This window comes from Fibrobacter sp. UWH5 (genome assembly GCF_900142505.1).
In the GTDB taxonomy this organism is placed as follows: Bacteria; Fibrobacterota; Fibrobacteria; order Fibrobacterales; family Fibrobacteraceae; genus Fibrobacter.
The window spans coordinates 24,761-49,305 of record NZ_FRBB01000023.1 but is presented as its reverse complement, the minus strand read 5'-3'; the positions used below and the strand labels follow the sequence as shown (position 1 = coordinate 49,305).

Below are 24,545 nucleotides of genomic sequence, written 5' to 3'. Positions count from 1 at the left end.
AAGTTCTTGGACTGCAGAAAGAAATGCAGTGATTTTGACATCTAGATCCTTCAACTCTGCCTACGGCTGCGTTCAGGATGACACTCTGAAAAAAAATGGTGGTTTTTGAACCATCAGCCTTTATTATATAGTTAGCGCTTGTTGTCCTGCTTTAAACCATTTTTTTGGGGTTATACCCCTCCGTCTACATAATTTGGCAGCCCCAAAGTGTGATTTGCCATAGGATTCAATCCAATGCACTATCCCGCGCAAGGGATTTGCCTTGGGATTCAATCCAATGCACTATCCCGCGCAAGGGATTTGCCATTGGATGCAATCCTACGCACTATCCCGCGCAAGGGATACCCCTTCGGATGCAATCCGGTGCCCTTCCCCACTTTTTAGCTACCAATTTGTACAGCAAACGCCTCAAATTTTACTCATTTGTTCAGCTACAAGCGTAAAAATCATAAAAAAAAGCCTAATTTGCGGCCATTGACTGCGATTTAAGATCCAGGTTATTTTTCACCGTGGAAGTTAAAATTATGCCATTTATGAATACAGGAAACAGAACAACCTCCAGACTTACGAGGAAGAACGGCGGATACGCAAGGTCTCCATCGAAGAACTTGCCGCCAAGAACAAGGAACTAGAGCGGAAACTCAAGCAAAAAGAGAAGGAACTGGCAGACGAGAAGGAGACCGTTGAAATTCTAAAAAAAATCTATGTGCCGAATATCGCGGCGATTGCAAGCTAGCTTGCAAATCGACATGATTGAGGCGATTGGATTTCTGGAAATCCCTGCACATCTTGACGCCTGCGGCGGCAGCGTGAAGCAGACCTCGTGCAAACAGTCCGCAGCGTATTTGAGGAGTACTTCTGCATCTACGGCTGCACAAAGCTCCTGAGGGAACTTAACGACCGTTCCGTAGATATCAACGAGTACAAACTACGCCGTATCATGCGCGAGACCGGGCAAGAGCGACGGGATGTATGCGCAGAACTTGCTACAACGTAATTTCGCACCGTTCGGCCTGAACCAGTACTGGTGTGGCGATATCACGCATATCCGCACGAACCTTGGCTGGATCTATCCGGCTGTAGTTAATCGCGGCACGCAGTACAGCAGTCGCGGGTATCGTAATTTGCTTAATGACTTTGGCATAGAGCCTTCTATGAGCGCGCCGGGCTGCCTGTCGGTTGCATATCGCTTGCAGAAACTTTGTGCTTAAGATGTAACTGTCGATACGAAAAAAAATGTATATTTATGTCTTCAACTAATGAATATGGTTTATGAGAAACCCTCTATTAAAAAATCAACAAGTCCAGTTTATCGGTGGTATTGGTCTTTCTGTTCTGTACAACATTTTCTAGTGAATGTGCATGAATAACCTACTTAGAACGATTATCTTAACGTTTCTGTTTCCCTGCGCGTTGTTTGCGCAGGTGTTACCTGGTGAACAAGAAGAACTGGCAGAAGAAACAATACAGGACGAACCATCGCATCGCATTGATTATTTTAGCCCGAATGCGTGGGTGCTTTTAGGTTTTGGCTGGAGATATACGCTAGACGGCGATACGGTCTCGACGACAAAAGAAATAAATAATATTTTAGAGCAAAATGAATATTCCAGCGGGTATTTGACTAAATCCAAAATAATGGGGTATTCTGCCGCGACTTTAGCTATTGGCGGGCTTGCTTTTTTGCTTTCTGTTGCCTTGACTGCACCTCTTTGGATTGATACAGATAGGGAATCGACTCCTGAATGGGTGACGAAAACTGGAAACGCGATTATCGCGTCTATCCCTCTAGATTGGTTGCTGCTGTATGAATCTAATCGGTATTATCAGATGTCTATAGATAGCTACACGCTTGGTGGCGATGTAATGGTGGGGAATGAAACAAACCAGAAATCGATAAGAACTTCCAAGATAATGAATTATGTTGGTATCGCAATGACTTTGGGTACGGTTTTGCTTTTGGATGTGGGTTTGAATAAAAAATCTAATGATGATTCTAGCGCTAATCTGTATTTTGCAGGAGCGGCGTTTTTGATACCGCTGGATTGGTTTGTCCTCGCACTTTCTCATTAGTTATAAAGTTCGCCCGGCACATCACGAAGATGGCCAAAATGTTCGCTTCGCTCTCGACAATTTCAATCGAACTGATTCGTCCGTCTCTTACTGACTGCACAAATACAAGAAAGGCACCCCTAGGGGGTGCCTTTCTTGTATCGGGGTAGCCAGATTCGAACTGACGACATTCTGCTCCCAAAGCAGACGCTCTACCAGGCTGAGCTACACCCCGATTATTTAAAAGAAAAGACCGATTCCGATTACTCGAAACCGGCCTTTCCTGAGCTACGAAGGGCTCGAACCTTCGACCCACGCCTTAAAAGGGCGTTGCTCTACCAACTGAGCTAGTAGCCCGAGTGAGACCAAATATATTAAAGGTTTCCCGTTTTGTAAAGACAGACCTTGGAATTTATTTATAAATTTAGACCATGACTTCCAGATTCTCTTTACCCGTACTGGCATTGGCCGTTGCAATTCCGTCTAGTAGCTTCGCCTATTTTACCCAGGGCGACGCGGGTCAAGAGGTCTTCTCCTTCATAAACACCTTCGACAGCCCCCGCAATGCGGCTCTCGAAAAGTCGGCGGGCGCCCTGCCCTCTACCGACCCTTCTATCGTACAGATCAACCCGGCTTCGGTCAGGCTCCCAGAGGGCAAGAACCACGTTGTGGCCGCCCATTGGCAAACAGGCGACCTGGCCGAAAATCAGGGTAGCCTTTATTATACAGGGCATTACGACAAGTATATTTTCCAGGTTTCCTACAACTGGCTGGATTACGGCACCATCGACGGTTACGACGAACTGGGCGAAGCCACCCATATAGAATACAAGCCTTTTAGCCAGTTGATTACCGCCTCTATTTCGTTCCCCCTCAAGCATTTTAGCTTCGGCGCAACGGCGAAGGTGGCCACCGACAAGCTGGCCGAAGAGGCTGGCGACCGTATGGCTGTCGGTGCGGCATTCGACTGGGGTGTTACCTGGCAATCCGACTCCAAGCGCTGGGGGTTTGCCGTTATGGCCAGGGACTTCGGCTCCCTGCTCCGCGACTATGTCGATGACGGCGAGAACGAATACTACCCCATGTCCCAGACTTTTGCCGTGTCCACCTACTTTAGGCCCAAGTCACTCCCCCGCCTTACGGTTTTTGCCGACAGCGACTTCCCCCGCTATCAAGAAGCGTTCCTGAGTCTGGGTGGCGAATACGCCCTGGGCCAGAGTTTCGCAGTCCGCGTGGGTTTTGAACGCGCCTGGCTAGACCTGATCCGCGACGCCAAGGAACTGATGGCATCCGAGAGCCGCCCCGACGAAACTCAGAATGCCCACATGGTTAGCGCAGGTCTGGGCTACAATGCCAACCTGTTCTCCCTGGACTACAGCTTCTCTTACCTGGCCGAGAGCCTTGGCATCGAACACCGCCTTGGCCTCCGCGTGAATTTCTAGCCCCGCATTTTTCGGCAGTTGACCCATGCGACAGTTCGACGTTTTTGTCTTTGATGAACCTGGCGAAGATTTCGACCGTTGGGCTCCCCCTTTTACAGACCCGGCCCTGGGCTGGTTCCATACCAACCGCTGGAACGGCGACCTAGAAAAGCTGGAAGCCGAGTGGATTGTATTCGCCCACCCTTCCATCAAGATCGACCGAGACTTCTTGAACGAGTTGGCCATCGAGACCGACAGCTTCCCCATGGTAGACGCCTTCGCCCCCCGCGTAAAGGCCCGTGACCATTTCTTTGGCGGACTGGCCGTAGATGGCGGCCGCGGGTTCAGCCCCATCGGCGAAGAAGAGGAACTGCGCTACGTGGCGGCCCCCATCCCCCTGATCGGCGTTTTCTCTAGGCGCATTATCCAGCGTACCGGACTTTTCGACTTGACATTGCCCAAGGAATTCAGGCTCATGGATTATAGTTTGCGCATGGCCCATGCCGGAGGCAAGATGTTCAGCGTCCCCTATCTGGTGGCCCACGCCAACGAAAATGATTTGGGAGAAGCAACAGGTACGTCTAACGATTTATTCAAGGTTATAGACGGGGAATTCTTAAAGGCAGAGTCCAGCGTTCATCCGCTGTGGAACGTGCTTTACACGACGCTCCCCGTAAGCAACTTGATGAAGTTTACCGCATGCCACCCCACCACGTTTCTGGACTTTTTCAAGACCCGCGAACTGAAGATCAAGCGAGACAAGGCCACAGCCCTGAGCAAGCTGACCGAAAAGCATTTAAGGGATATTTCAGCTAAAAGAAAATCCAGATAGCGATCCAGAAGACCATCAGGCAGAATTCCATTTCTCTAGAGATTCTAGAGAGCAGGGTGCTGCAGAAGGTCATCCCAACAAGCGCTATAATACGGGTCCAGGCCACATCCATCCCGCGGTAGTACAACGAGATTCCACCGAACAGTTCGATCCAGCACCACAGCCCTTGAGCCAGCACCAGATAGCGGCGGCGGTACTTGGGCAGCGACGTTGTAGAAAAGCAGAGGCACAGGCCCATCATGCGGAAGGGGTACATTTCTCCGGCCGGGCCCAGGCTTCCATCAAAGGCGAAGAAGGAGAACAGGCAGAACAGCAAGAGGGCGAAGGCCAGCAGCAGGCCGTTCTTGTAGAATCCGGAATTCTTGCGCCAGAGGAAAGTGGCGCAGCCCAGAATAAAGACGCAAGCCAAGGCATTGGGCAAGGTTGTCATGGAGCCTCCTTGTCCGAGGGTTCAACGGCGGCCTTTTGTTCCGCGGATTTTTGTTCCGCGGATTTTTGCTCCGCCAGCTGTTTCATGTAGGCGGCCAGGGCGTGGGCGTCAGCCTGGGTCATACGATTTCCAAAGGCGTTCATGTTGTTGCGCCCGTTCATGATAACCGCGGTCAGGGAATCCAGGCCCAGGGAATCGATGCGGGCCAGGTCCAGCTTTTGAGGCACGGGGTAATATTCACGAACAAACTTCTGGTTGAAATTTCCATCGGCGCCGTGGCATGTGGCGCAGCGGGAATTCCACAGCAGCACAGGGTTGTGGCTGTTGGCCGAAACGCTTAAGGGTTTGTCGGCAGAAACGCTTGCCGCCGTAGAGGAGCCGCCTCCATAAAGCATTCCCCCTAGGAGCGCCACAATCATGATCATCAAGGTTAGCAGTACCTTCCCGCGAACCCCAAAATTCGGGAAAACCCGGTTTTCACGTACAAACTTAAGGCAGAGCAAAAAGGTGGTCACCAGGGCCACGATGGGGTACAGCACAGGGATCACGTTTACAAAGCCTGCCCCGGCGCTTATGAAGACTTCCTGGTCAAAGCTCCAGACGCAGAACAGGACCGCCGACAGGATGCCCACCAGCAGCGGCATCCAGAGCATCTTGAATTCCACGGTTGTCCAGGGGACTTTGTAGCTGTTGTCTTCTTCGATTTCGGGCGTTTCGTTCTGGGCCAGCTCGCTGCCGTCCACTTCGCCAAAGTAGGCGCTGTCTACAGCAATGTAGGAGTCCAGCTTTTTACGCAGGCGGAAGAACATCAAGATGAACAGCCCCACAGAGAACGACATGAGGCCGTAATCGGCCCAGTGCAGAATTCCATCCCGGGTGTTCATGGAGGGGATCACCAGGTAGAGGCGTTCCGCAAACAGTCCAAAGAGAATGCAGAAGTTCACCAGGGCTCGCAAGGTCCTGTTATCGCGAATGGCTTCCACCCAAAGCAGCTGGGGAATCACGCCGGCAAGGATTACAGCGGGCAGGCAGATTTCACCCTTCTGCAAGAAATCCCAGAACCAGATGACGATCAAGGTCCAGGAACAGCAGAGCATCAGGCGTTCCAGCAGACGCACGCGATAGCCTTCGGCCCAGAGCAGCGCATTCACAAGAGCCAGCCCCGAGTAGATGGCCCCCGCAATAAAGTACATGGGGAAGAACGCCCCCTGCCACTGGGGAACGAAGGTGGTGGCAAAGTCTAGGCTTACGATGGTATGCACCCACAGCACCAGGGGGAACAGCAGCCAGGCCAGAGGGCGGCGGAGTTTCGCCAGGGCGGGAACCACGTTGCTTTTTAAATGGGTAAAGAAGAAGACCAGCGACAGGGTGCCGTAAACGGCGATGCAGCAGAAATCCCAGACCAGGGGCGAACGCAGGTTGGCAAAGTTTCCGCGGGCATCGGCAAAGGGGGCCACCATATAAAAGTTTTCCATAACGCCCAGGTGCATCAGGGGGAACAGCGCCGCAATCACCAGGCTGCAGAGTGTCGAAAGCTCCGCAATCACTGCGGTGCGACGGTCCATACGCACGCCCAGCGCCAAGAAGATGGCAGAGATCAGCGTACCCGCGTGGGCAAGGCCGATCCAGAAAACGAACAATGCGATGGGCGTTCCCCAGAAGGTGTTGCCATCGGTGGCCCACGCTGCGGGGCCTTCGTAAAGGGTATAGCCCAAGGCGGCAAGCCCAGGCAAGAACAGCACCAGGCCCACGTAGAACAAGATTTTCTGGATAGTCCAACCCTGCACTAGCGCTTCCCCATCATGTAGACAACAGACGGACCAAAGGCAGCCAGTTCCTTGGGCGCATACAGTTGACGGTTTCGGGTGGCCTCAACCAGGGGAGACTTTTCGTCTAGCCAGTTTCCGAAAACGATCGCCCCCTTGGGGCAGGCTTCGGCGCAGGCGGTCTTTACACCGCGACCAAGCCATTCACCGCCATTGGGCAAAAGGGCGGCCTCGGTCTTGAAGCGGGCGCGGTCATCTTGAAGGCGATGGAGGCAAAGGCTGCATTTTTCCATGACGCCTTTTTCGCGGAGGGGAACCTGAGAATTGAACTGGTGAGCCAGTCCCATTTTCTGAGCATCGTTAAAGTTGAACTTGCGGGCATGCATGGGGCAGTTGGCTCCGCAAAAACGGGAGCCGGCGCAACGCTTGTACATCATGGCGCTAACGCCGTCGGGTGTGTGGTTGGCGGCTCCTGTGGGGCAAACTTTTTCGCAGGGTGCGTCCTCGCAGTGGGCGCACATAAAGGGGGCGGCTCCGTGTGGTTCGATCCAATGCATAAAGCGACCGTCGGCGGCTTCTTCGTCGGTTACCAGCGGCACATTATTCTCTAGGTTGCAAGCCAGAATGCATTTGCCGCAACCGTCGCAGGCATCCAGGTCGATGGCCATGCCAAAGCGGTTGACGTGGGAGGCTCCGGCGACCTTCAAGGGGCCGGGCGCATTGACTCGCACCAGGTTCAAACTTTCCTTGGCCTTCGAAAGGGCCAGCTTGACTTCGTCCTGGAATCGCTTTAGGCTGGGGGCCGAAGGAGTCTCCCCCACAAAGGGAATCTTGCGGCAGCCAAACAGCAGGCCGGCCGCAGCCATCAGAGAACATGCCTTAATGAATTCACGACGGTTCATAAAATTACCTATGGCATGCGGCGCAGTAAGTGGCCGCCTTCTTGAATTGGCGATCCTGGAATGTTTCGCCCCGATGGCACTGCAGGCAAGACTTCATGTCGAACTTTTCGCCGCCGTAGTTGTTGCGGGCGACACCCCCATGGCAATCGGCACATTTTACGCCGGCGGCATTATGAACGCCGTGATGGAACACCACATGTTCCGGCAGCTTGGGGACCACCTTCCAGGGTTCTTCGGGAGCCTTGGCCAAAACTTCATCCAGCTTTTCGATGCCTTCGCTTTCGGTTAAAGGCAGGCGGTGGCAATCCATGCAGTCCCTCTTAGAAGGCAGCAGGGCCCGCCCACCGGAACGGGATCCGCTATGGCAGGCGGCACAGTCCATGCCGATGGAGTCACCATGAAGCTGATGATCGAAGGGAATTGCGTTGTCTTTAAAGTTTGCGTTTCCTACCCGAGAATCCACAGGGCTCTGGCTCCAAAGGAAATCCCCAAGCAAGAAGGCACAGACAATGGCAAATGCCAAGCCCAGAAACTTCATTTGGGCCTCGTCTGGTCATCGGGATTCTTTAGCAGGTACAGAAGCCAGGCCGTCATCATCTTGGCCTGGGGCTCGGTCAGGGGCGTAATGTCCATGGCGGGCCATTCTTCGGGGTGCTTGGGCGTGGGGTGCATCAAGTACTGCACCAGTTCCTGGGGGTTAGACTCGTATTGGGCGGCGTTGTCGTGCATGGGAGGGGCGGCAAACTTTCGGGCCCAACGATGACAGCCCTTGCACTCGTCATCGAAAAACTCACGGGCGTTGGTCTTAAGTTCCGGGGTTACTTCGGGCAAGGCAAAATCAAGAGCGAACAGGCCGCTCACCAGCACAAACACACCGACTAAAAACTTAAAACGAACTCCCATCATAAAGTGAAATATACCATTTTTCTATTTTTTGTCTTATGGGTATTATCGAAATCATCGTTATCGCCATTGTAGAAGCCATGGATTGCTTCGCGGTTTCCATCGCTACGGGTTTAAGCAAGACAGGGATCCCCTATTCCAGGGCATTACTTCAATCTATTTCCTTTGGAGTTTTCCAGGGCGGCATGACCTTGCTGGGGTATTTCCTGGGCAACTTTGCAGAACGTTGGTTCAGCTCCATCGGCACCCCCATCGCCTGCACCATCCTCTGCGTTCTGGGCGGCCGCATGATCTGGGGCGCAGTCCGTGGTAGCGACGAGGCGGCAGAGGCCAGCGCCAAGAACCTGAGCGTAGCCAACATTTTGCTCATGTCCGTCGCCACAAGCATCGACGCCTTTGCCGTGGGAATTTCATTCGCCTTTATTAACGCCAACATGGTGTTCGCCACTTCGGCAATCGCCGTGGCCAGTTTTATGATGGGAGTTATCGGTTACGAAATCGGCCGCCATGCCGCAAAGCAGTTCAAGACCAAGATTCCCGAGATTATTGCAGGAACCATCCTCATTGGCATCGGCGTAAAAATGTTATTCTAGATATGGGTTAATCAGTTCAGGAACGCATACTTTAAAAACAGGGTTTATATGGATCAGAAGGAAATTGACCGCAGCCGATATTTTGAACTGAAGACTCAGTTGGAAGAAGCCAGCCGCCTTTATTACAAGGAAGGCGTCTCCCCCATGAGCGACCAGGATTTTGACTTTGGCCTCAAGGAGATGGAAGCGCTTGAAAAGAAATATCCTGAACTGGGAAATTACAGCAGCCTGACCCGCAACGTGGGCAGCGACCTGACCAACGACTTTGCCAAAGTGACCCATGCCGTGCCGATGCTCAGTATCTCTAACGTGTACAGCGCCGAAGAGATGGCGGAGTTCGTGGAAGCCGCCGAAAGAGGGCTGGAGGATTTAGGTGAGAGACGGGATTCAGACGAGAAGCAGGAAGCTAGTGCCTCAGACCTCAAGGCAGGAACCGCGAAGTGGATTTGTGAACGAAAGATCGATGGCGTCAGCCTTAGTGTGGTTTACGAAAATGGCCGCCTGAAGCAGGCCGTTACCCGCGGCGACGGCGCCCAGGGCGATGACGTCACCTTGAACGCCTTGACCATCGCCGACATTCCTGAATTTTTTGACGCCAAGAAGTTGAAACTGGATCCGTCAGAAATTCCCCAGGGAACATTCGAAGTCCGTGGTGAAGTCTATATGGAACGTGAGGCCTTTGACCGCCTGAACGAACAGCTGATCCTTGAAGGCAAGAAGATTTTCCAGAACTGCCGCAACACCGTTTCCGGTTCCTTGAAGCTGAAGAACGTCAGCGAATGCAAGACCCGCCCCATGCGCTTCTTTGCCTACCATATTCCCCAGAGCGGCAACGCCACCCACCAAGAAAACCTGGAACAGCTCAGGAAGTTGGGCTTTAACACCAACCAGTTCTGGACCGCCAACACCGCCGACGAAATCATGAAGATTTCAGAAGTGATTGGTGCCGACCGCGATAACCTCCCCTTCGATATCGACGGCATGGTGGTCAAGCTAAACAATCTAAACCAGCAGCGCGCATTGGGTACCACCAGCAAGAGCCCCCGCTGGGCCATCGCCTACAAGTTCAAGGCGGAACGTGCCTACACTCCCCTGCTTTCTGTAGAATTCCAGGTAGGGCGTACCGGTGCCGTCACCCCCGTTGCCAACCTGGCTCCAGTCCGTCTGGCAGGAACAACCGTCAAGCGCGCCACCCTCCACAACTTTGACGAAGTGGCTCGACTGGACCTCCACTTTGGCGATACCGTCGGTGTAGAAAAGGGCGGTGAGATCATCCCCAAGATTACCGACGTCAAAAAGGAATTGCGCCCCGAAGGAGCCCTCCCCGTAACCGCCCCTGCCAACTGCCCGGAATGTGGCACGCCCCTCACCCGCATCGAAGGCGAAGTGATTCTGCGCTGTGAAAACTTGCACTGCCAGGCTCAGGTACAATGTCTGTTCGAACACTTCGTTAGCCGCGAAGCCATGAACATCGAAAACCTGGGGCCCAGTCTTATCGCAAGTCTTATCGCCACCGGGAAAATCAAACGGATTCCCGACCTGTACCGCCTTACGCAAGAAGACCTGGAAAGCCAGGAACGTATGGCCAAGAAGAGCGCCAAGAACGTCTTCGACGCCATCCAGGCCAGCAAGGAACGCAGCCTCGAAAATCTGCTCCACGGTCTCGGCATCCGTTTCGTCGGACGTACCAGCGCCCGCAATTTCGCAAAGCATTTCCGCACGCTAGAAGCCATCCGCACCGCCCCCATGGAAGAACTGCTAAAAGTTCAGGACGCCGGACTAGTCATCGCCAATTCCGTATATGAATTTTTCCACAAGCCCATGTACACCGCCGAAATCGACGAGCTGGTGGAGCTGGGCTGCCCCACCGAATTCAAGGGAGTTATCAAGACTCTGTTCGCCGGTCAGACCGCAGTCATTACAGGAACATTGCCCACCATGGACCGCGACGAGGCCCGCAAACTTATCGAAGAGAATGGCGGCAAGGTCAGCGGTTCTGTAAGCAAGAAGACCAGCTGGGTATTGGCAGGCGAAGCTGCAGGCAGCAAGCTTACCAAGGCAAATGAATTGGGAATCCCCGTCCACGACGAGGCCTGGCTGCTGGAACAGATTTCTGCAAACGATTCCAATGCCGATGGAGCCGCCGCAGAAAGTTCAGACAATAAAAAAGCCGAGCCCGCCAACTCTGGCGAACAGCTCAGCCTTTTCTAGAACATCAATTAGGGAACTGCGGTTGCTGCAGGGGCAGCGGCCTTTGTCAGCTTGTTCTTGACGCACCTCAGGGAGAATGCTGCATTGTCGAAATCTTCGGCACTGGTAAAGTCATCCCTGTTGTTCACTAAGTACCAGTAGACGGCACCGAGGCCATCGCCACCGGCAGCGGTCCAGAAGTAAGTGCTGGATCCAAGCTCCATGTATTCGCCGTCAGACATACGGCTACCCGAAGGCAAGGCGTTAAAACCAGATGCAGCAGAAATCGGAGCGCCACCACGGGCCCAGAATTCCCTGTTCTTCAAGGCGGCTCCTACGCCACCCTTACGCTTGCTCAAGGCAAACTGCCCCAGTTCAATCCATTCTTCGTTGGTGGGAATATGCCAGCCATCGGGGCAGATACCCTGGTGTTCCTGGGTGATTCCGCCAGACATGGAATTGTCCACATAGTCAGCAGGCAAGCGCATGGCCACAGACCAGGGGTAAAGTCTGCCATAGGAACGGCAGCGAGAATCCTTGTCTTCGTAGCAGTAGCTGCCCGGAGCGGCAAACCTCAGGTTTTCGGACATCCAGATTGTACTTCCAACGGCAACGGTCCTGTACTTGTTTTCGTCGCGCTTATCCACAAAGGCGGTGCTGTCGTAAAGTTCGTCATCGTCAGGCGGATCCATAATGCAACGCAGGTAGTAAGCCTCATCCTTGCGGGCCGTATCCAGAATGAAGTCGTCATCGTCAAAGCTCAGCTTGCGGACTTCCGCCCTCAAGGAATCCACTTCGGTTCCGCTCCAGAAGCCAGTCAAAGTACCGTTACCCTCAAAGGCCAGCGACGGAACCCAGGTCGGATCCACCACGCAGGAATCGGCGTAGACGGTATCGGCCGGAGACGTCTTGGTGGGGCCAGGCAAAATGGCCTTGATAACGCTGACGCAAGTTTCCTTAGGCTTGGTGTACTTGCACACGCCAAAGGCTTCGCCATTAAAGCCAAATCCATTTTCGCCCATCAGCGCATCTTCACTTTCGTCCCAACCAGTTCTAGAACGGAGGTTGGTACCCACGCCAACAGCTTCGTCGATATCCTTCAGGTAGGTGTTCAGTCGGGCAAAATCCAGAGACGTGGGGACGTGCCAGCCATTGGGGCAGATACCCTTGGGCTTACGCTTCGAAATAGAATCCTTACCCACAGACTGATTGAACTTCTGGTCCAGCTTTACCACACCGGCCCATGTATAGAGACGTCCATACTTCTGGCAATTTTCTTCCTTGTTGGCATAGCAATAGCTACCCGGAACCTTCACGTCCAAATTGTTAGCCATCCACACCTGATCACCAATATGAACGGTCTGGGTCTTGCGTCCCTGAATTTCCACCACCTTGGGTTCAACCTTAGGCACAGGAGGAGGCGGTTCCTTAATTTCATAGAGGCGGTCTTCTACGCAACGCACAGAGGCACCCGTTTCCTTGGTATCATAATTGCCTTCCATGGATCGGGAGTCATAGTAGATCCACCAGTTTCGCGCACCGCCGTCATCATATTCAGTAGAAGTCCAGAATACAGCGGAACGGCCCAGGTCAAAAAAGCGGCCTTCAAAATCACGTTCACCACCGGGCAGTGCATTAAAGCCAAACTCATCGGTTCCGCCAGGAATACGCAATTCCTTTTCCCAACTTTCGGTAGACTTGAGGCTCAAGGCCACACCATCGCTCACGCCCTTCTTGGCCACGAAGAACTTCAGCTTTTTCCATTCCTTGTTAGAAGGAAGGTGCCAGCCCGTGGGGCAAATGTCGTGGATCTTGCCCTTCTTGTACTTGCCCACGAGTTTCTGGATGGAATGGGAGTTGTAATAATCCACCAGCATCATGGCCATGGCCCAGTTATAAAGGCGGCCATACTTTTCACAATTGAAGTCCTTCTTTTCGTAGCAGACGCTTCCTCTTACGTTATAACGCAGATTCTCGGCCATCCAGCGCTGTTCGCCAATCTGGACCGTCTTATAGACACGTCCATCGCGATTATCCTGAACGTCAGGCATCTTTTCAACATGGGCAAAAGCCACGGAACACAAAAAAAGAACAAATACAACAAATAAATTCATAACAAACCCTCATTCTCCAATATAATAACATAACCTCCAATCAAATTAACGAAATAAAGCAATAGCATTGCCAATAAGTCCACAAGACAAAGGCCCCTGATCGCTCAGGGACCTTTTTTATGGGAGAAATCCAGGAACCTATTTCTTTATTCCGAAATCGCTGTCGCTCATGCCATAGAAGCGGATGTCGTCCAGCCAGATTTCCAGGTCTTCGTTAACCACTTCTCCGTAAGAGGAGCCGTTGCTAAACTGAAGGTTGAAAATGTCGTCGTTGTGGTCCAGCCATTCGGCACCGCTAATCTGCAAGTCAGACCATGCGCTTGCCACCCACTGGTCGAACCAGACCGTATACTGTTTCCATTCATCGGTCAAGTCGATTTCGGTACCGAAAGCACCCCAGGTATCGGCGCAGCAGGTATCGGCGTAATCAGTCTTCCAGTTGATCTTGAAGGAACCGGTACCCTTTGCCCAGAAGGTCATTGCCTTCAGATTCTTGAAGTCGAAGCGCTTTTTGTTATCGCTATCGAACTGAGTACCGAAACCAGCCCACGGGTAGGAATCGCCTTCCAGGTGGATCTTCACATAGAGACCGCGACCATCGTGACCATTCTTCGTGATCATCTGTTCGAAGTTGGTCTTTTCGTAGGAATTGGTGGTATCGGCAACCATGATTCCGGTGATAATGGTATCGCCAGATTCAATGGTCATATTGCTGGTGGGAATGCAGTAGGCATACCAGCTGGGGGCATCGGAAAGTTCGTCGCCCTTGGACTTGGCAACCTTAGCGGCGAGAGCGCTAACATGAATGGAATCGCCATCGAAACCGTCAAAGTCGTCCAGCAGCACATAACCCAGAGTATCCAGATCCGGATAGACAGCGTCATCGAAAGTCATGGTGGGGTGCAGCAAGGCACGCATCAGGTAACTACGCCATTCGTCCTTGTTTTCGTCATACACGCCGAAGCCCGAGCTGAATTCCCAGTAGGCAGTTGCGAAGCCAAGGGAGTGAGCCAGGTAGGAGATGTAGGAAGTCCAGGTTTCGCGAGAGACAGAGTCTGCGGCTTCATAGGCGCCAAATTCACCCAGGTATACAGGAATATCATGCTTGTCAGACCAGTCCTTGATCTTGCTGAAAGCTGTCCTTACAGCTCTCTTCTGACCCGGAGTGGCACGCCATTCGGTACCCGTTTCGTACTTGGGATCCACAAAGTCTGCACCCTGGTGAGTGAAGTTAAACGGATCGTAGTAATGGAAGGTCACGATGATATTTTCAACGCCGGCAGGCAGAGAAAGAGCGGCTGCGGAGTTGTAGGAATTGTAGTTGTAGGTACCCACCATGATAACTCGGGCAGGATCAGCTTCGCGAACCACATTGATAATGGAAGCCACGACACTGTTCCACTTATCGTTGGTCAGCTTGCCGCGAGGTTCGTTCAAGGTTTCCACGACCAGGGAGTCGGGAGAATACTTGATCACGTTAGCCATCATCTGCTTGTACACGCTCAAGAGGCAAGGAGTTTCCTCGTCAGGATTCTCGTACATGGCATCCCAATGGTGGGTGTTGATTACAGCGATCATACCATTCTTGATCGTATGGTCTACAGCCCAGAAGACCTGCTTCATCCAATCTTCATCTACGACGCATTCTGCGCCTTCGCCAGTCACATGTTCTTCCCAACTTACAGGAATACGGATGTTCTTGAAACCGGAATCGGCCAAGGCCTTGAAATCCTTGGGCTTGATCGTTTCGCTCCAGTTGCTCTTGAACTGGGAATCGTCAAACCCCTTGAAGTTCGTATTGGGAGCTTCGAAAACGTTGCCCAGGTTAATACCTGCGCCCATGTCCTTGACCAGCTGATTTGCGCGGGCCTTCACTTCGTAAACGATGCTCGAAGAAGAAACTTCCTCATCCGTAGAATCCTTGACGCTAGAAGAAGACTCATCCTTGTCTTCATCCTTGGAATCAGAAGAAACCACCACATCGTCTTCGGAAGATGCAGAAGAAGAAGAATCGTCAGAGCAAGCTGACAGGCCGAATGCCAGAAGACCTGCAACCATACCGGTCATGCAAAACTTCATCTTGGATTCGAGATATTTTGAAATGTTCATACCAACCTCTTTCTTATGTACACCCATAATCTATTCCAATTCGGAATACAGGAAATCAACTAAGATGAAAAAGTTGTTTTCTCTTGTACACACCTCCGAAATGCAAAAAGGACTAGTCTTTTCGACTAGTCCCTTTTGTGAGAGCGAGCGCTTATCAGAGTATTTCTACCTGATTCTAGCGCGAGCGGTCTTGACGTGAGCAAAAAGGACTGGTCTTTTCGACCAGTCCCTTTTGTGAGAGCGAGCGCTATCGGAGGTTCTTTACCGGCGATTTGCGCGAGCGGTCTTGTTTAGCAAGCGCCCTGCCACTTCATAGCGTCAGCAACCTTGAGGAAGCCAGCGATGTTTGCACCCATAACGAGGTTCTTCTTGTCGCCGTACTTTGCAGCAGCGGAAGAAGCAGCCTGGTAGATGGAGGTCATGATGCCATCGAGCTTAGCGTCGACTTCAGCGAAGGTCCAGGAGAGACGTTCGGAGTTCTGAGACATTTCGAGACCGGAGGTAGCAACGCCACCAGCGTTTGCAGCCTTAGCAGGTCCAAACAGAACGCCAGCCTTGAGGAAGGCTTCGATTGCTTCCGGAGTAGAAGGCATGTTAGCACCTTCAGCAACAGCCATCACGCCGTTAGCGATAAGAGCCTTTGCGGATTCTTCGTCGATTTCGTTCTGAGTTGCGCACGGGAGAGCGATGTCGCACTTGACAGTCCAAACGCCCTTAGAACCTTCGTGGTATTCAGAACCCGGAACGCGCTTTGCGTATTCGGAGATACGGCCGCGTTCGACTTCCTTGATCTGCTGAACAACTTCAACCTTGATGCCGTTCGGGTCGTAGATGTAGCCGTTGGAGTCAGAAACGGTAACAACCTTTGCACCGAGTTCCTGAGCCTTCTGGGTAGCGTAGATAGCAACGTTACCGGAACCGGAAATAACAACGGTCTTGCCAGCGAAAGAGGTGTTGGCGAGGTCCTTGAGCATTTCGCGGGTGAAGTAGCAGAGGCCGTAACCGGTAGCTTCGGTACGAGCGAGAGAACCACCGTAGGAGAGACCCTTACCAGTGAGAACGCCAACGAATTCGTTGCGGATACGCTTGTACTGACCGAACATGTAACCGATTTCGCGAGCGCCAGTACCCTGGTCACCAGCCGGAACGTCGGTGTCAGCGCCGATGTGCTTGCAGAGTTCAGTCATGAAGGACTGGCAGAAGCGCATCACTTCGTTATCAGACTTGCCCTTGGGTTCGAAGTCGGAACCACCCTTGCCGCCACCCATGGGGAGAGTAGTCAGGGAGTTCTTGAAGATCTGTTCGAAGCCGAGGAACTTCAGCATGGAGAGAGTCACTTCGCCACGGAGACGGAGACCGCCCTTGTAAGGACCGATAGCGGAGTTGAACTGAACGCGGTAACCGCGGTTAACCTGAACGTTGCCCTTGTCATCCAGCCAAGGTACGCGGAAAGTGATCACGCGTTCCGGTTCGACGAGGCGGTCGATCACGCCGTTGGTTTCCCAGGACTTGTCCTGAGCGAGAACGGGGTCCAGGGATTCGAGGAATTCACGAACAGCCTGGTGGAAGAGAGCCTGGTCCGGATCGCGAGCGACGACCTTTTCATAGACGGACTTGAGGTAAGCATTCTGGATTGCCATAATATTATCTCCAATGAGAGTTGTTGTTTAGATAAAACTTTGTACCATCGAGTGGTATTTCTGTTACGGAAATAAAGATAACAAATAATGAAAAAAAACAAGTGGTACTGTACAAAAAACGTTCATTTCCTACATTTTTGTAAGTTAGTTTTTCAGCAGATTTTACAATTGCGTTTTTTGATTAAATTTAAAGGGTCATACTTCCAAAAACCTACATTTTTGTAAGCCCACTATTTTCACTCTAATTTGTAAACATAGTTTTACACTTCATTTTACGAAAAACGTCATCCCAACCCCCTTAAACAGACAAAAAGAGCCCCCTTTCGAGGGCTCTTCATTACAATTTTTGGAAAAAATCGGGCTCAGTCCGTCTAACTTTACTTGACCGTCTGAACAAGTACTTCGTGAAGCAGACCATTGCTGAAAATAACCTGTTCCGCATCCACGAACTGCATTTCGGAACCGTCGATATGGGTAGAACGGCCACCGGCCTCTTCCACAAGAAGGGCGATAGCGGCAATATCCCAGGGATAGCTCATGGTCATCACGAAGCAATCCAGGCGGCCGCAAGCGGTAAAGCAACCTTCGATAACCGCAGAACCGAGACACTTCACACGTTCAAAGGCAACCGCCTCCGCCGCAAAGTTCTTGGAATTCTGGGCATTAATCTTCTGAGGATCGCCCACGTTGAAGTCGCCGTTGCTAACGATGGCATGAGTGGGATTGTCTTCGCGGCTCACATGCACGGGCTTGCCGTTCATGAAAGTTCCCTGGCCCTTGATAGCGGTGAACATCTCGCCCAGCTTGGGCAGGTTGACGCAGGCCACAAGAGGCTTACCCTCAAAGTGGAGCGCAATGGAAATACCCCACAGGGGGATCCCGCGGCTAAAGTTCACGGTTCCGTCTACCGGGTCGATAATCCAGCGGTAACGCGAATCGGAACCTTCAATAACACCCGCTTCCTCGGTACGGATAGAATGGGTGGGGAATGCGGCACGGAGGCCTTCCACAATAAGCTTTTCGCTAGTGACATCGGCAATAGTCACCACGTCCTTGGCCGACTTGTACTTGACGTCACCCAGATTGTTCTGCAGCTCCAGACAGACCTCCCCCGCCTTGCGGGCAAGTTCTTCGGCCACTTTCAAAAATTCAGAAACGTTTTCCATAGAAATCCAATGAATTATCCGGCCTACGGCTTACTCGGGGTAGGCACAGCAACGGAAACCAATCGACGAAGACTTATAGAAAGCCGAAGCTTCGCGATACATGGTCTTCTTCCCCGTCAGGAATACCACCTCGATATGGTCAGGGACATACTTCAGACTGCCACCCAAAGTCTCCAGCCACTTCTCGCCGCCTTTCTTGTACTCGCCATAGGGAGCATAGTCCACACCCACGGAATTGCCGTTGGAATCCTGAACATCAAAGAACTGCAAGGAATCCTTGAAGTCCTTCTTGGTCAGAATCTTGTACAGCGTCCTAGAAGTGTCAGCCGTATACACCGTATCCACTCGAGTACCTTCGCGATAAAGGAACACGGAATCCGTCGTATATTCAGGGCGGGTATAGTAGGGGAAGCTGCGGTTGGTACACAGGGCCTGGGATTCCAGGTCGACGCCACCCATCTTCTTATAGCTGCTACCACGAACCACGACAGAGGTATCTTCGGAGCGGCCCAGCACCCATTCCTGATACTGGCCAGGAAGGTCGAACACGCCCATGGGATTCACGCATCTAGAACTGCGCGTAGCAATAGATGCCGCAGACAAGGAATCGTTGGTCGCCACATTGCAATAGGAATAGAGGTAATCCACGACTCCATCGGAAGCATCTTCCACAACGCCGTAAGATAACGACCCACCAGAAAGGCAAACCAGTTCCCAGTCGCGTTCCTTGCACAGGCTCACCGTAAACCCGCTTGCAGAAATCGAACTACAAGCCTCCAACGCTTCGGAATGCAGGACGTTCACCATGAATTCGCCGGAATCGTTACGGTGTTCATAACGTTCCATGCAGAAGACGCCGGTAGTGTCGGAAGCCTTCACCGCAATAAAGCCCTCGGGGCATTCCACCTGGCTAGCCAGTTCTCCCGGAGAGACCACAACTGTATCGACAAGGGCGATGGAACTGTAGCCAGACCTGTCCACAGCGCGGATTCGCAGGATCAACGTATCGCCGGGAGACACCCAGCGGATCGTATCGGTAACGAATGCGGAAACGCCCTTGGCGCTTACTTCGTCAGCCACGATCTGCACGCTGTCACCGTCTATCTGGTAAAGCTTGTTGTACTGGCAGGTGTCATCCGGGCATTCATGCCTTTCCCACTTGTTGGCACTCTTGTTGAAGGTTTCAATTTCGTAGGTTTCAACGGTATCGTAGCACAGCAACATCAGGCAGTCCTTGGGCAAGGTCAGGACTGAATCCACATCGATATTATGATCTTCCTTCAGCGGGTCTACACTACGGCTCCAGAAAATACGCAGGCGGTTATTGCTATCAAGGCGGGCCATGTTGGGGAACAAGGTATCCTTGAGAGTAAAGATTTTTGTAGGCATCAAGGGTGCAATGGAATCGGTGGTCGAGAAGTCATGCCAGGAACTTTCGGACATGTAATCGTTACCCGCATACTGGGCGTTGGCATCAAAGGCGGTAGACGCAATCTTGTACTTGCTTTCGGCTTTCAGGCCTTCAATCACCAAACTGAAAATATTCGAATCGGGTTCGTCTGCATTATACCCCTTGCCATCCTTGATCAAGAGGTGAAGACGGTTCTTGTTGGACTTTCGAACTTCCACAGATTCTTCCCACAGGGAATCACCATTGGAGAAAAAATGGGCATTACGCTTGTAGATTTCCTTGCCGGTAGAATCAACGCCATCAGGAGACTTGACCGTCACCTTGATCTTGGAAAGATCTTCATCCTGGTTTTCGGCATAGATGATAATGTTGTAGCCGGCAATCACGCCGCTCAAGTCGTTGGGGTCGTAATAGTCCGTCTGGTCTGTGGGTCGGGTCCACTTAAATTCCGCGCCCGTAGTCCACTTCGTTTCAGGACGGTCCAGCACAGAAAACAGAGGGGCGATATCATCCCGGAAATGAATATACACATGCTGTACCGAACCGGGACCGCCGCTGGTATACTCGCAATAGATGGCCACCATCAGGCTTTCGCGCTTCGATTCCCTGACACTTTCCAGAATGTCGCTTCCGGTAAGATCCACCGTATCGTAGAGAGCCTTGGTCTTCTTATACTCGATAACGGTATCGGCCCTGTCCAGCTCCTTGCTTCCCACAGACCTGGTGGAGTCCTTCACAACCGTAGAATCGAACCACAGGTAAATCTTGGAAAGATCATCCTTGTCGATGGGATATTGATAACGGACCTGATAGCAGAAAGCCCCGCTGTCGGCAGAAGAGGCGCACTCCCTAAGGACAGTCAGTTCGGAAACTTCCCTGTTAAAAAGGTATTCAACCTCGCTATCATCATCGGAGCAAGCGACAAAAACGGAGCCCAAACAAGCAACCAGCAACGCAAAAACAGAAAAAGACAAAAATCTCTTGACCATAGAAGAAAAATTAGCAAAAAAAATAAGGCCACCCTTGCGGATGACCTTACTCAAAAGCATTTTAGCTTGTTTACTCAAAGATTCTAGGAAAGGCTCCAAGGGAAACCTTCGGGTTTCCCTTGCGTCTTAATTAGTTTTCTTCAGCGTAAACGGAAACCTTCTGACGCTTTGCATCGACGTATTCGAACTTCACGACGCCATCAATGAGGGAGAACAAGGTGAAATCCTTGCCCATGCCGACATTCTTGCCGTTGTGGAAGTGAGAACCGCGCTGACGGACAATGATGTTGCCAGCCTTGACAACTTCACCAGCATACTTCTTGACACCAAGATACTTGGCGTTAGAGTCGCGACCGTTACGAACAGAACCTTGACCTTTCTTATGTGCCATGGATTAAGCCTCCTTAGCCTTACGCAGAGAGTTCTTCTTGACCTTAGCAGGCTTCGGGAGACCCTGAGCGATCTTTTCCTTGCGAGTGAGGGGCTTGTTCTGAGCCTTCTGCTTAGCAAGGGCAGCCACGCGAGCGCGGTTGCGGGTAATAACTTGAGGTTCAACAGTTGCGGATTCTGCGCCGGAGCGAATTTCCGTTACGAGCACCTCGGTATAGCCCTGACGATGACCGTTACGACGTTCGTAACGAGTACGACGCTTCTTCTTGAACACGATAATGGTATCGTATTTGCCGTGGTCGAGAACTTCAACCTTGACGGAAGCATCATTCAGGACAGGGGTGCCGATTTGCACTTCTTTTCCTGCGAAAAGAAGAACGGACTTGAGCTCCAGTTCGGAACCAACAGCTGCGTCGAGGGTCGGAACCTTGTAGGTCTTGCCGAGTTCGACTTTATACTGGAAACCACCTGTTTCAACAATAGAATACATTTTGTAATCCTTTTTAAGTTGCTATTGGGACCACAAATTTAGCAACGCCGTCAAAAAAATTAAAGGGTTTATCCACAGAAAATGAACATATTTTTAAAAATTTGCGGTACCATCCCGAAAATCCCCCCTTTTTAGCCCCTCCTTCGCCTAACAATCGTTGTTCGCCGCCCATTATTTTCCTAACTTTGCCCCCGTATAACTATAAAGGACCCTCAAATGAGTAAGATAATGAGTCTAAATGGCGACTGGCAGATGCTCTGGGATACCGAAGACACCGGTATTTCCAACCGCTGGTACGCAACTTATCCGGCAAACACTGAAACTGTCCAGGTTCCCCACGTCTGGGAACGCGCATTCGACAAGTTTTTGATGTCCCAGGACTGCGCTTACTATTTCAAACGTTTCACCATCGAAGATGAAAAGCAGGTGACCAAGCGTATTTTCCTGCATTTCGACCGTATCGCAACTCATGCAACTGTCTGGCTGAACGGCAAGTTGCTGGGCACCCACTTCGGCGCCTACACTCCTTTCGAATTTGAAACACAGAAGGCCCTGAAGATCGGCGAAGAAAACGTGCTCTGCGTACGCGTTGCCAACATGGGCGCCGCCAACAGCCGTATCGACTTCGGCCGCGAATCCAAGGAAGGCGCAGACGACCGTTTTGCCCATCCTAGCGAAATGCCCGTCGGCCTCCCCTGGAACCAGTACCCCTTTGGCGGTATCTATGGCGATGTAAGCCTGGTTCTCGGTACTGCAGCCTTCATTTCTGACGTTCACGTGGAACCGGACCTGGACCAGGACCGCATCGCCTGCGAAGTCAGCTTCAACAACCCCCGTGGCTTCCAGACCCGTCTCCGCGTTCTCATGAAGAATCCGGCAGGCGAAGTCTACGAACACTTCATCAATAACATCAAGCTGGACAAGGAAAACGCCACCCAGCGCTACGTGTTCGAAGTGAAGGAACTGAAGAGAGACAAGTTCCAGTGGAGCCCCGACCACCCCAACGTTTTCGCCATCGAATTCCAGATGGAAATCAAGGCCGCCAAGGAAAAGGACGGCAAGGAAATCAAGCGTCCCGAATATGCCTTCCCCGTCGTCCGCACCTTCGGCTTCCGCAAGTTCGACTGCCTTAAGGGCGACTATTACCTGAACGACCAGATTCTCAAGATCCAGGGCGTCAGCTACAACCAGCAGTGGAGCGAAGGCGGTCTCTGGACCGACAACAACCCCAAGTTGGAAAAGGACCTGATGGCCGTCAAGGAAGCAGGCTTCAACGCCATCCGTTCTTGCGGCGCACCTCTGACCGAGGCAGCCCTGAACATCTGCGACAAGATCGGTTTGATCGTCTTCCAGGAATTCCCCATCCACACCATGCGTTCCACCCCCCAGGGTCTGGAAATCGCCAAGAAGCTGATTAACGACCTGATCAAGGAACAGCACAACCACCCCTGTATCGGTGTGTGGGTCCTGGGTTCCGAAAACGGCACCTTCCTGCTGCAGAACGGCAACAAGATGCTGAACGCCATCGGCCCCGTAGACATGACCCGCCCGGTAATCAGCAACCTGAACAGTATCTACCTGGATAACGAAGGCAACTTCCGCAAGGATACCGGCAAGCTCCTGCCCGTTACCGTAGACCGCATTTCTGCTTACGCAACGCTCCGCGTGAACCCCCGCATGAGCCCCAGCGCCACCTACACCCACTACCTGGCCCACAGCTTCGACCGCGACAACGAAGAGCTGATGGTTCCGGATGCAGGTCTTGGCGACGCTCACTTCCAGGACGAAGAAGAAAACGTAGCACAGGATATCTCCAACAAGATGCTGGTGACCCTGAAGAACCACACCCTTCTTCCCAAGGATGCAACCACCATCAAGGGTCCCCGTTGCACCAAGAACCAGAAGGCCGTCAAGACTTTCGTCAAGTCCATCGAAAACTTTGTGGAAAGCGACCTTTCTGTATGGAAGTCTTACAGGGACTTCTGCAGCGACGTAAACGGCATTGGCCTCAAGAGCAAGCTGGACCAGGTCAGCGCCTTCCAGAGCAACCCCCAGATTTCCGGTTTCTTCCTGGATCAGTGGGCAGACTGCAGCACCGACTTCTGCGGTATCAATGACGAAAACCGCGTAAGCAAGGGCTTCGAAGATTTCACCAAGGAAATCACCACCCCCAGCCGCGCTCTTGTCAGCGAACTGGAACACGTGGTCGCCCCCCAGAGCGAAATCAGCTTCCAGATTACCCTCCTGAACAACAAGCGTCTCGAAGAAGTTTCTGTAGAAGTCAAGCTGCTGGACGCCAAGGGCAAGGAAATTTCTAGCCAGACTATGGAACCGGAAGAACCGGCCGGCAAGACCAGCTTGACTCAGCTGGGCATCTGCACCATGATGGCCCCCCGCAATGAGGGCAAGTACCAGCTGCAGATTACCCTGCTGGACAACGGCAACACCATCCATACGTCTACAGAAGACTTGATCGTTATCGACCAGGCCGATGTACGTTCCGCCATGAAGAAGGTCTGCTTCCTGGACGAAAGCGAAGAATCCAGCGACGCACTGGCCGCACTCTCCGGCAAGGAACCCATCATCTTTACCGCAAACCTCAGCTCCTGGCCCGATGAAATTCTGGACAAGCTAATCGACGTGGTCAAGAACGGCGGCAAGACCTTGCTGCTTTCTGACATGACCCAGGACGACATCGACTTCCTGAACCAGAGCCACCATTTCGACAGCAACATTGAATCTCACTGGAGCACCGGTGCCAACGAAATGAGCCTCCACTACCTGCCCAAGGGTTCCGCCCTGGCATCCGTATTTGGAGAAACCGCAGTTCTGGACCACAACGCCGCAGCGGTTATGCCCAGCATTTCCCTGAACGAACTGCCCGGCGCACAGGTGTTCGCACGTTCCGTCTCCCTGAAGGAAGGCGAAGTGAAGACCGGTTGCGACCTGCAGCTCTACCCCTTCGGTAAGGGTAAGATCATGTTCAACCAGTTCAACGTCTTCGAAGGTCTTGAAACCAACGCCCTCGCCGACGCACTGTTCACCAAGATCGTGGAACTGCTGTAATAGCGAAAAGCAAACAGGTTAAAGCTAAAAGGCCGCGGATACACTCCGCGGTCTTTTATTTTATATAAAATTAGCGGGACC

Annotated in this window: 19 protein-coding genes and 2 tRNA genes; 7 read left to right on the top strand and 14 right to left on the bottom strand. The window is 52.2% G+C overall.

Translation table 11 applies throughout. The features are described 5' to 3' along the window. Window positions 1-796 precede the first annotated feature (796 nt). Together BUB38_RS17070 and BUB38_RS14385 are read left to right on the top strand one after the other, a co-directional pair. Window positions 797-997: an IS3 family transposase gene (locus tag BUB38_RS17070; protein ID WP_083542242.1), complete on the top strand. Its 201-nt coding sequence runs from the start codon at window positions 797-799 to the stop codon at window positions 995-997. A gap of 365 nt (window positions 998-1,362) precedes the next feature. After that, window positions 1,363-2,073: a hypothetical protein gene (locus BUB38_RS14385; protein ID WP_073161430.1), complete on the top strand. Its 711-nt coding sequence runs from the start codon at window positions 1,363-1,365 to the stop codon at window positions 2,071-2,073. A 140-nt stretch (window positions 2,074-2,213) separates the two neighbouring features. On the opposite strand, the gene BUB38_RS14380 is transcribed toward BUB38_RS14385, so the two are convergent. Together BUB38_RS14380 and BUB38_RS14375 are read right to left on the bottom strand one after the other, a co-directional pair. Beyond that, a tRNA-Pro gene (locus tag BUB38_RS14380) sits at window positions 2,214-2,287 on the bottom strand. Window positions 2,288-2,336: 49 nt separating this feature from the next. Then, window positions 2,337-2,409, bottom strand: a tRNA-Lys gene (locus BUB38_RS14375). A 74-nt stretch (window positions 2,410-2,483) separates the two neighbouring features. On the opposite strand from BUB38_RS14375, the gene BUB38_RS14370 reads away from it, so the two are divergent. Next, window positions 2,484-3,494 (top strand): PorV/PorQ family protein, encoded by a 1,011-nt coding sequence (locus BUB38_RS14370; protein WP_073161429.1) that lies wholly within the window; start codon window positions 2,484-2,486, stop codon window positions 3,492-3,494. A 25-nt stretch (window positions 3,495-3,519) separates the two neighbouring features. Then, entirely contained in the window at window positions 3,520-4,305 is a 786-nt protein-coding gene (locus tag BUB38_RS14365) for a glycosyltransferase family protein (RefSeq protein ID WP_073161428.1), read from the top strand. Here the strand turns inward: BUB38_RS14365 and BUB38_RS14360 are convergent. The 5 genes from BUB38_RS14360 to BUB38_RS14340 are packed head-to-tail and all read right to left on the bottom strand — an operon-like array spanning window position 4,286 to window position 8,309. Continuing rightward, window positions 4,286-4,735 carry a hypothetical protein gene (locus BUB38_RS14360; protein WP_073161427.1) on the bottom strand — a complete coding sequence of 150 codons (450 nt, stop codon included), beginning with the start codon at window positions 4,733-4,735 and terminating at the stop codon, window positions 4,286-4,288. The two genes, BUB38_RS14365 and BUB38_RS14360, sit on opposite strands and share 20 nt — an antisense overlap. Continuing rightward, entirely contained in the window at window positions 4,732-6,522 is a 1,791-nt protein-coding gene (locus tag BUB38_RS14355; protein ID WP_073161426.1) for a c-type cytochrome, read from the bottom strand. Before BUB38_RS14355 ends, BUB38_RS14360 begins: the two co-directional genes overlap by 4 nt. Then, entirely contained in the window at window positions 6,522-7,403 is an 882-nt protein-coding gene (locus tag BUB38_RS14350; RefSeq protein WP_083542239.1) for a 4Fe-4S dicluster domain-containing protein, read from the bottom strand. Before BUB38_RS14350 ends, BUB38_RS14355 begins: the two co-directional genes overlap by 1 nt. A gap of 4 nt (window positions 7,404-7,407) precedes the next feature. Continuing rightward, window positions 7,408-7,941, bottom strand: a complete 534-nt coding sequence (locus tag BUB38_RS14345; protein WP_073161425.1) for a cytochrome c3 family protein — start codon at window positions 7,939-7,941, stop codon at window positions 7,408-7,410. Continuing rightward, the gene (locus BUB38_RS14340; RefSeq protein WP_073161424.1) at window positions 7,938-8,309 is read right to left on the bottom strand and encodes a c-type cytochrome; all 372 of its coding nucleotides are present in this window, start codon (window positions 8,307-8,309) and stop codon (window positions 7,938-7,940) included. The genes BUB38_RS14345 and BUB38_RS14340 overlap by 4 nt, the downstream gene beginning before the upstream one ends. Window positions 8,310-8,344: 35 nt before the next feature. Here BUB38_RS14340 and BUB38_RS14335 point away from each other — a divergent pair, with 35 nt between their 5' ends. Further along, window positions 8,345-8,899, top strand: coding sequence for a manganese efflux pump MntP (locus BUB38_RS14335; RefSeq protein WP_073161423.1), 555 nt, complete (start codon window positions 8,345-8,347; stop codon window positions 8,897-8,899). A 48-nt stretch (window positions 8,900-8,947) separates the two neighbouring features. Further along, complete coding sequence (gene ligA / locus BUB38_RS14330; protein WP_073161422.1) at window positions 8,948-11,110, top strand: NAD-dependent DNA ligase LigA; 2,163 nt, start codon at window positions 8,948-8,950, stop codon at window positions 11,108-11,110. An 8-nt stretch (window positions 11,111-11,118) separates the two neighbouring features. Here the strand turns inward: ligA and BUB38_RS14325 are convergent, their stop codons facing one another. The 7 genes from BUB38_RS14325 to rplU form a co-directional block, all read right to left on the bottom strand. Next, window positions 11,119-13,203, bottom strand: coding sequence for an FISUMP domain-containing protein (locus tag BUB38_RS14325; RefSeq protein ID WP_073161421.1), 2,085 nt, complete (start codon window positions 13,201-13,203; stop codon window positions 11,119-11,121). Window positions 13,204-13,341: 138 nt separating this feature from the next. Beyond that, the gene (locus BUB38_RS14320; RefSeq protein ID WP_073161420.1) at window positions 13,342-15,312 is read right to left on the bottom strand and encodes a glycoside hydrolase family 5 protein; all 1,971 of its coding nucleotides are present in this window, start codon (window positions 15,310-15,312) and stop codon (window positions 13,342-13,344) included. Between the two features lie 290 nt (window positions 15,313-15,602). Continuing rightward, complete coding sequence (gdhA, locus tag BUB38_RS14315) at window positions 15,603-16,952, bottom strand: NADP-specific glutamate dehydrogenase (protein ID WP_073161419.1); 1,350 nt, start codon at window positions 16,950-16,952, stop codon at window positions 15,603-15,605. A 377-nt stretch (window positions 16,953-17,329) separates the two neighbouring features. Further along, window positions 17,330-18,118: an inositol monophosphatase family protein gene (locus BUB38_RS14310; RefSeq protein WP_073161418.1), complete on the bottom strand. Its 789-nt coding sequence runs from the start codon at window positions 18,116-18,118 to the stop codon at window positions 17,330-17,332. Window positions 18,119-18,148: 30 nt separating this feature from the next. Continuing rightward, window positions 18,149-20,578 carry a hypothetical protein gene (locus tag BUB38_RS14305; protein ID WP_254794971.1) on the bottom strand — a complete coding sequence of 810 codons (2,430 nt, stop codon included), beginning with the start codon at window positions 20,576-20,578 and terminating at the stop codon, window positions 18,149-18,151. Between the two features lie 70 nt (window positions 20,579-20,648). Beyond that, window positions 20,649-20,909, bottom strand: a complete 261-nt coding sequence (gene rpmA, locus BUB38_RS14300; protein WP_073161417.1) for a 50S ribosomal protein L27 — start codon at window positions 20,907-20,909, stop codon at window positions 20,649-20,651. A 3-nt stretch (window positions 20,910-20,912) separates the two neighbouring features. Then, window positions 20,913-21,398, bottom strand: coding sequence for a 50S ribosomal protein L21 (rplU, locus tag BUB38_RS14295; protein ID WP_073161416.1), 486 nt, complete (start codon window positions 21,396-21,398; stop codon window positions 20,913-20,915). A gap of 216 nt (window positions 21,399-21,614) precedes the next feature. Here rplU and BUB38_RS14290 point away from each other — a divergent pair, with 216 nt between their 5' ends. Beyond that, window positions 21,615-24,464: a glycoside hydrolase family 2 protein gene (locus tag BUB38_RS14290; protein WP_073161415.1), complete on the top strand. Its 2,850-nt coding sequence runs from the start codon at window positions 21,615-21,617 to the stop codon at window positions 24,462-24,464. Window positions 24,465-24,545 lie beyond the last annotated feature (81 nt).

Coding starts and splice junctions, on each gene's coding strand:
- BUB38_RS14385 (WP_073161430.1), top strand. CDS start 1,363: ATGAATAACCTACTTAGAACGATTATCTTAACGTTTCTGTTTCCCTGC.
- BUB38_RS14370 (WP_073161429.1), top strand. CDS start 2,484: ATGACTTCCAGATTCTCTTTACCCGTACTGGCATTGGCCGTTGCAATT.
- BUB38_RS14365 (WP_073161428.1), top strand. CDS start 3,520: ATGCGACAGTTCGACGTTTTTGTCTTTGATGAACCTGGCGAAGATTTC.
- BUB38_RS14360 (WP_073161427.1), bottom strand. CDS start 4,735: ATGACAACCTTGCCCAATGCCTTGGCTTGCGTCTTTATTCTGGGCTGC.
- BUB38_RS14350 (WP_083542239.1), bottom strand. CDS start 7,403: ATGAACCGTCGTGAATTCATTAAGGCATGTTCTCTGATGGCTGCGGCC.
- BUB38_RS14345 (WP_073161425.1), bottom strand. CDS start 7,941: ATGAAGTTTCTGGGCTTGGCATTTGCCATTGTCTGTGCCTTCTTGCTT.
- BUB38_RS14340 (WP_073161424.1), bottom strand. CDS start 8,309: ATGATGGGAGTTCGTTTTAAGTTTTTAGTCGGTGTGTTTGTGCTGGTG.
- BUB38_RS14335 (WP_073161423.1), top strand. CDS start 8,345: ATGGGTATTATCGAAATCATCGTTATCGCCATTGTAGAAGCCATGGAT.
- ligA (WP_073161422.1), top strand. CDS start 8,948: ATGGATCAGAAGGAAATTGACCGCAGCCGATATTTTGAACTGAAGACT.
- BUB38_RS14325 (WP_073161421.1), bottom strand. CDS start 13,203: ATGAATTTATTTGTTGTATTTGTTCTTTTTTTGTGTTCCGTGGCTTTT.
- BUB38_RS14320 (WP_073161420.1), bottom strand. CDS start 15,312: ATGAACATTTCAAAATATCTCGAATCCAAGATGAAGTTTTGCATGACC.
- gdhA (WP_073161419.1), bottom strand. CDS start 16,952: ATGGCAATCCAGAATGCTTACCTCAAGTCCGTCTATGAAAAGGTCGTC.
- BUB38_RS14310 (WP_073161418.1), bottom strand. CDS start 18,118: ATGGAAAACGTTTCTGAATTTTTGAAAGTGGCCGAAGAACTTGCCCGC.
- BUB38_RS14305 (WP_254794971.1), bottom strand. CDS start 20,578: ATGCTTTTGAGTAAGGTCATCCGCAAGGGTGGCCTTATTTTTTTTGCT.
- rpmA (WP_073161417.1), bottom strand. CDS start 20,909: ATGGCACATAAGAAAGGTCAAGGTTCTGTTCGTAACGGTCGCGACTCT.
- rplU (WP_073161416.1), bottom strand. CDS start 21,398: ATGTATTCTATTGTTGAAACAGGTGGTTTCCAGTATAAAGTCGAACTC.
- BUB38_RS14290 (WP_073161415.1), top strand. CDS start 21,615: ATGAGTAAGATAATGAGTCTAAATGGCGACTGGCAGATGCTCTGGGAT.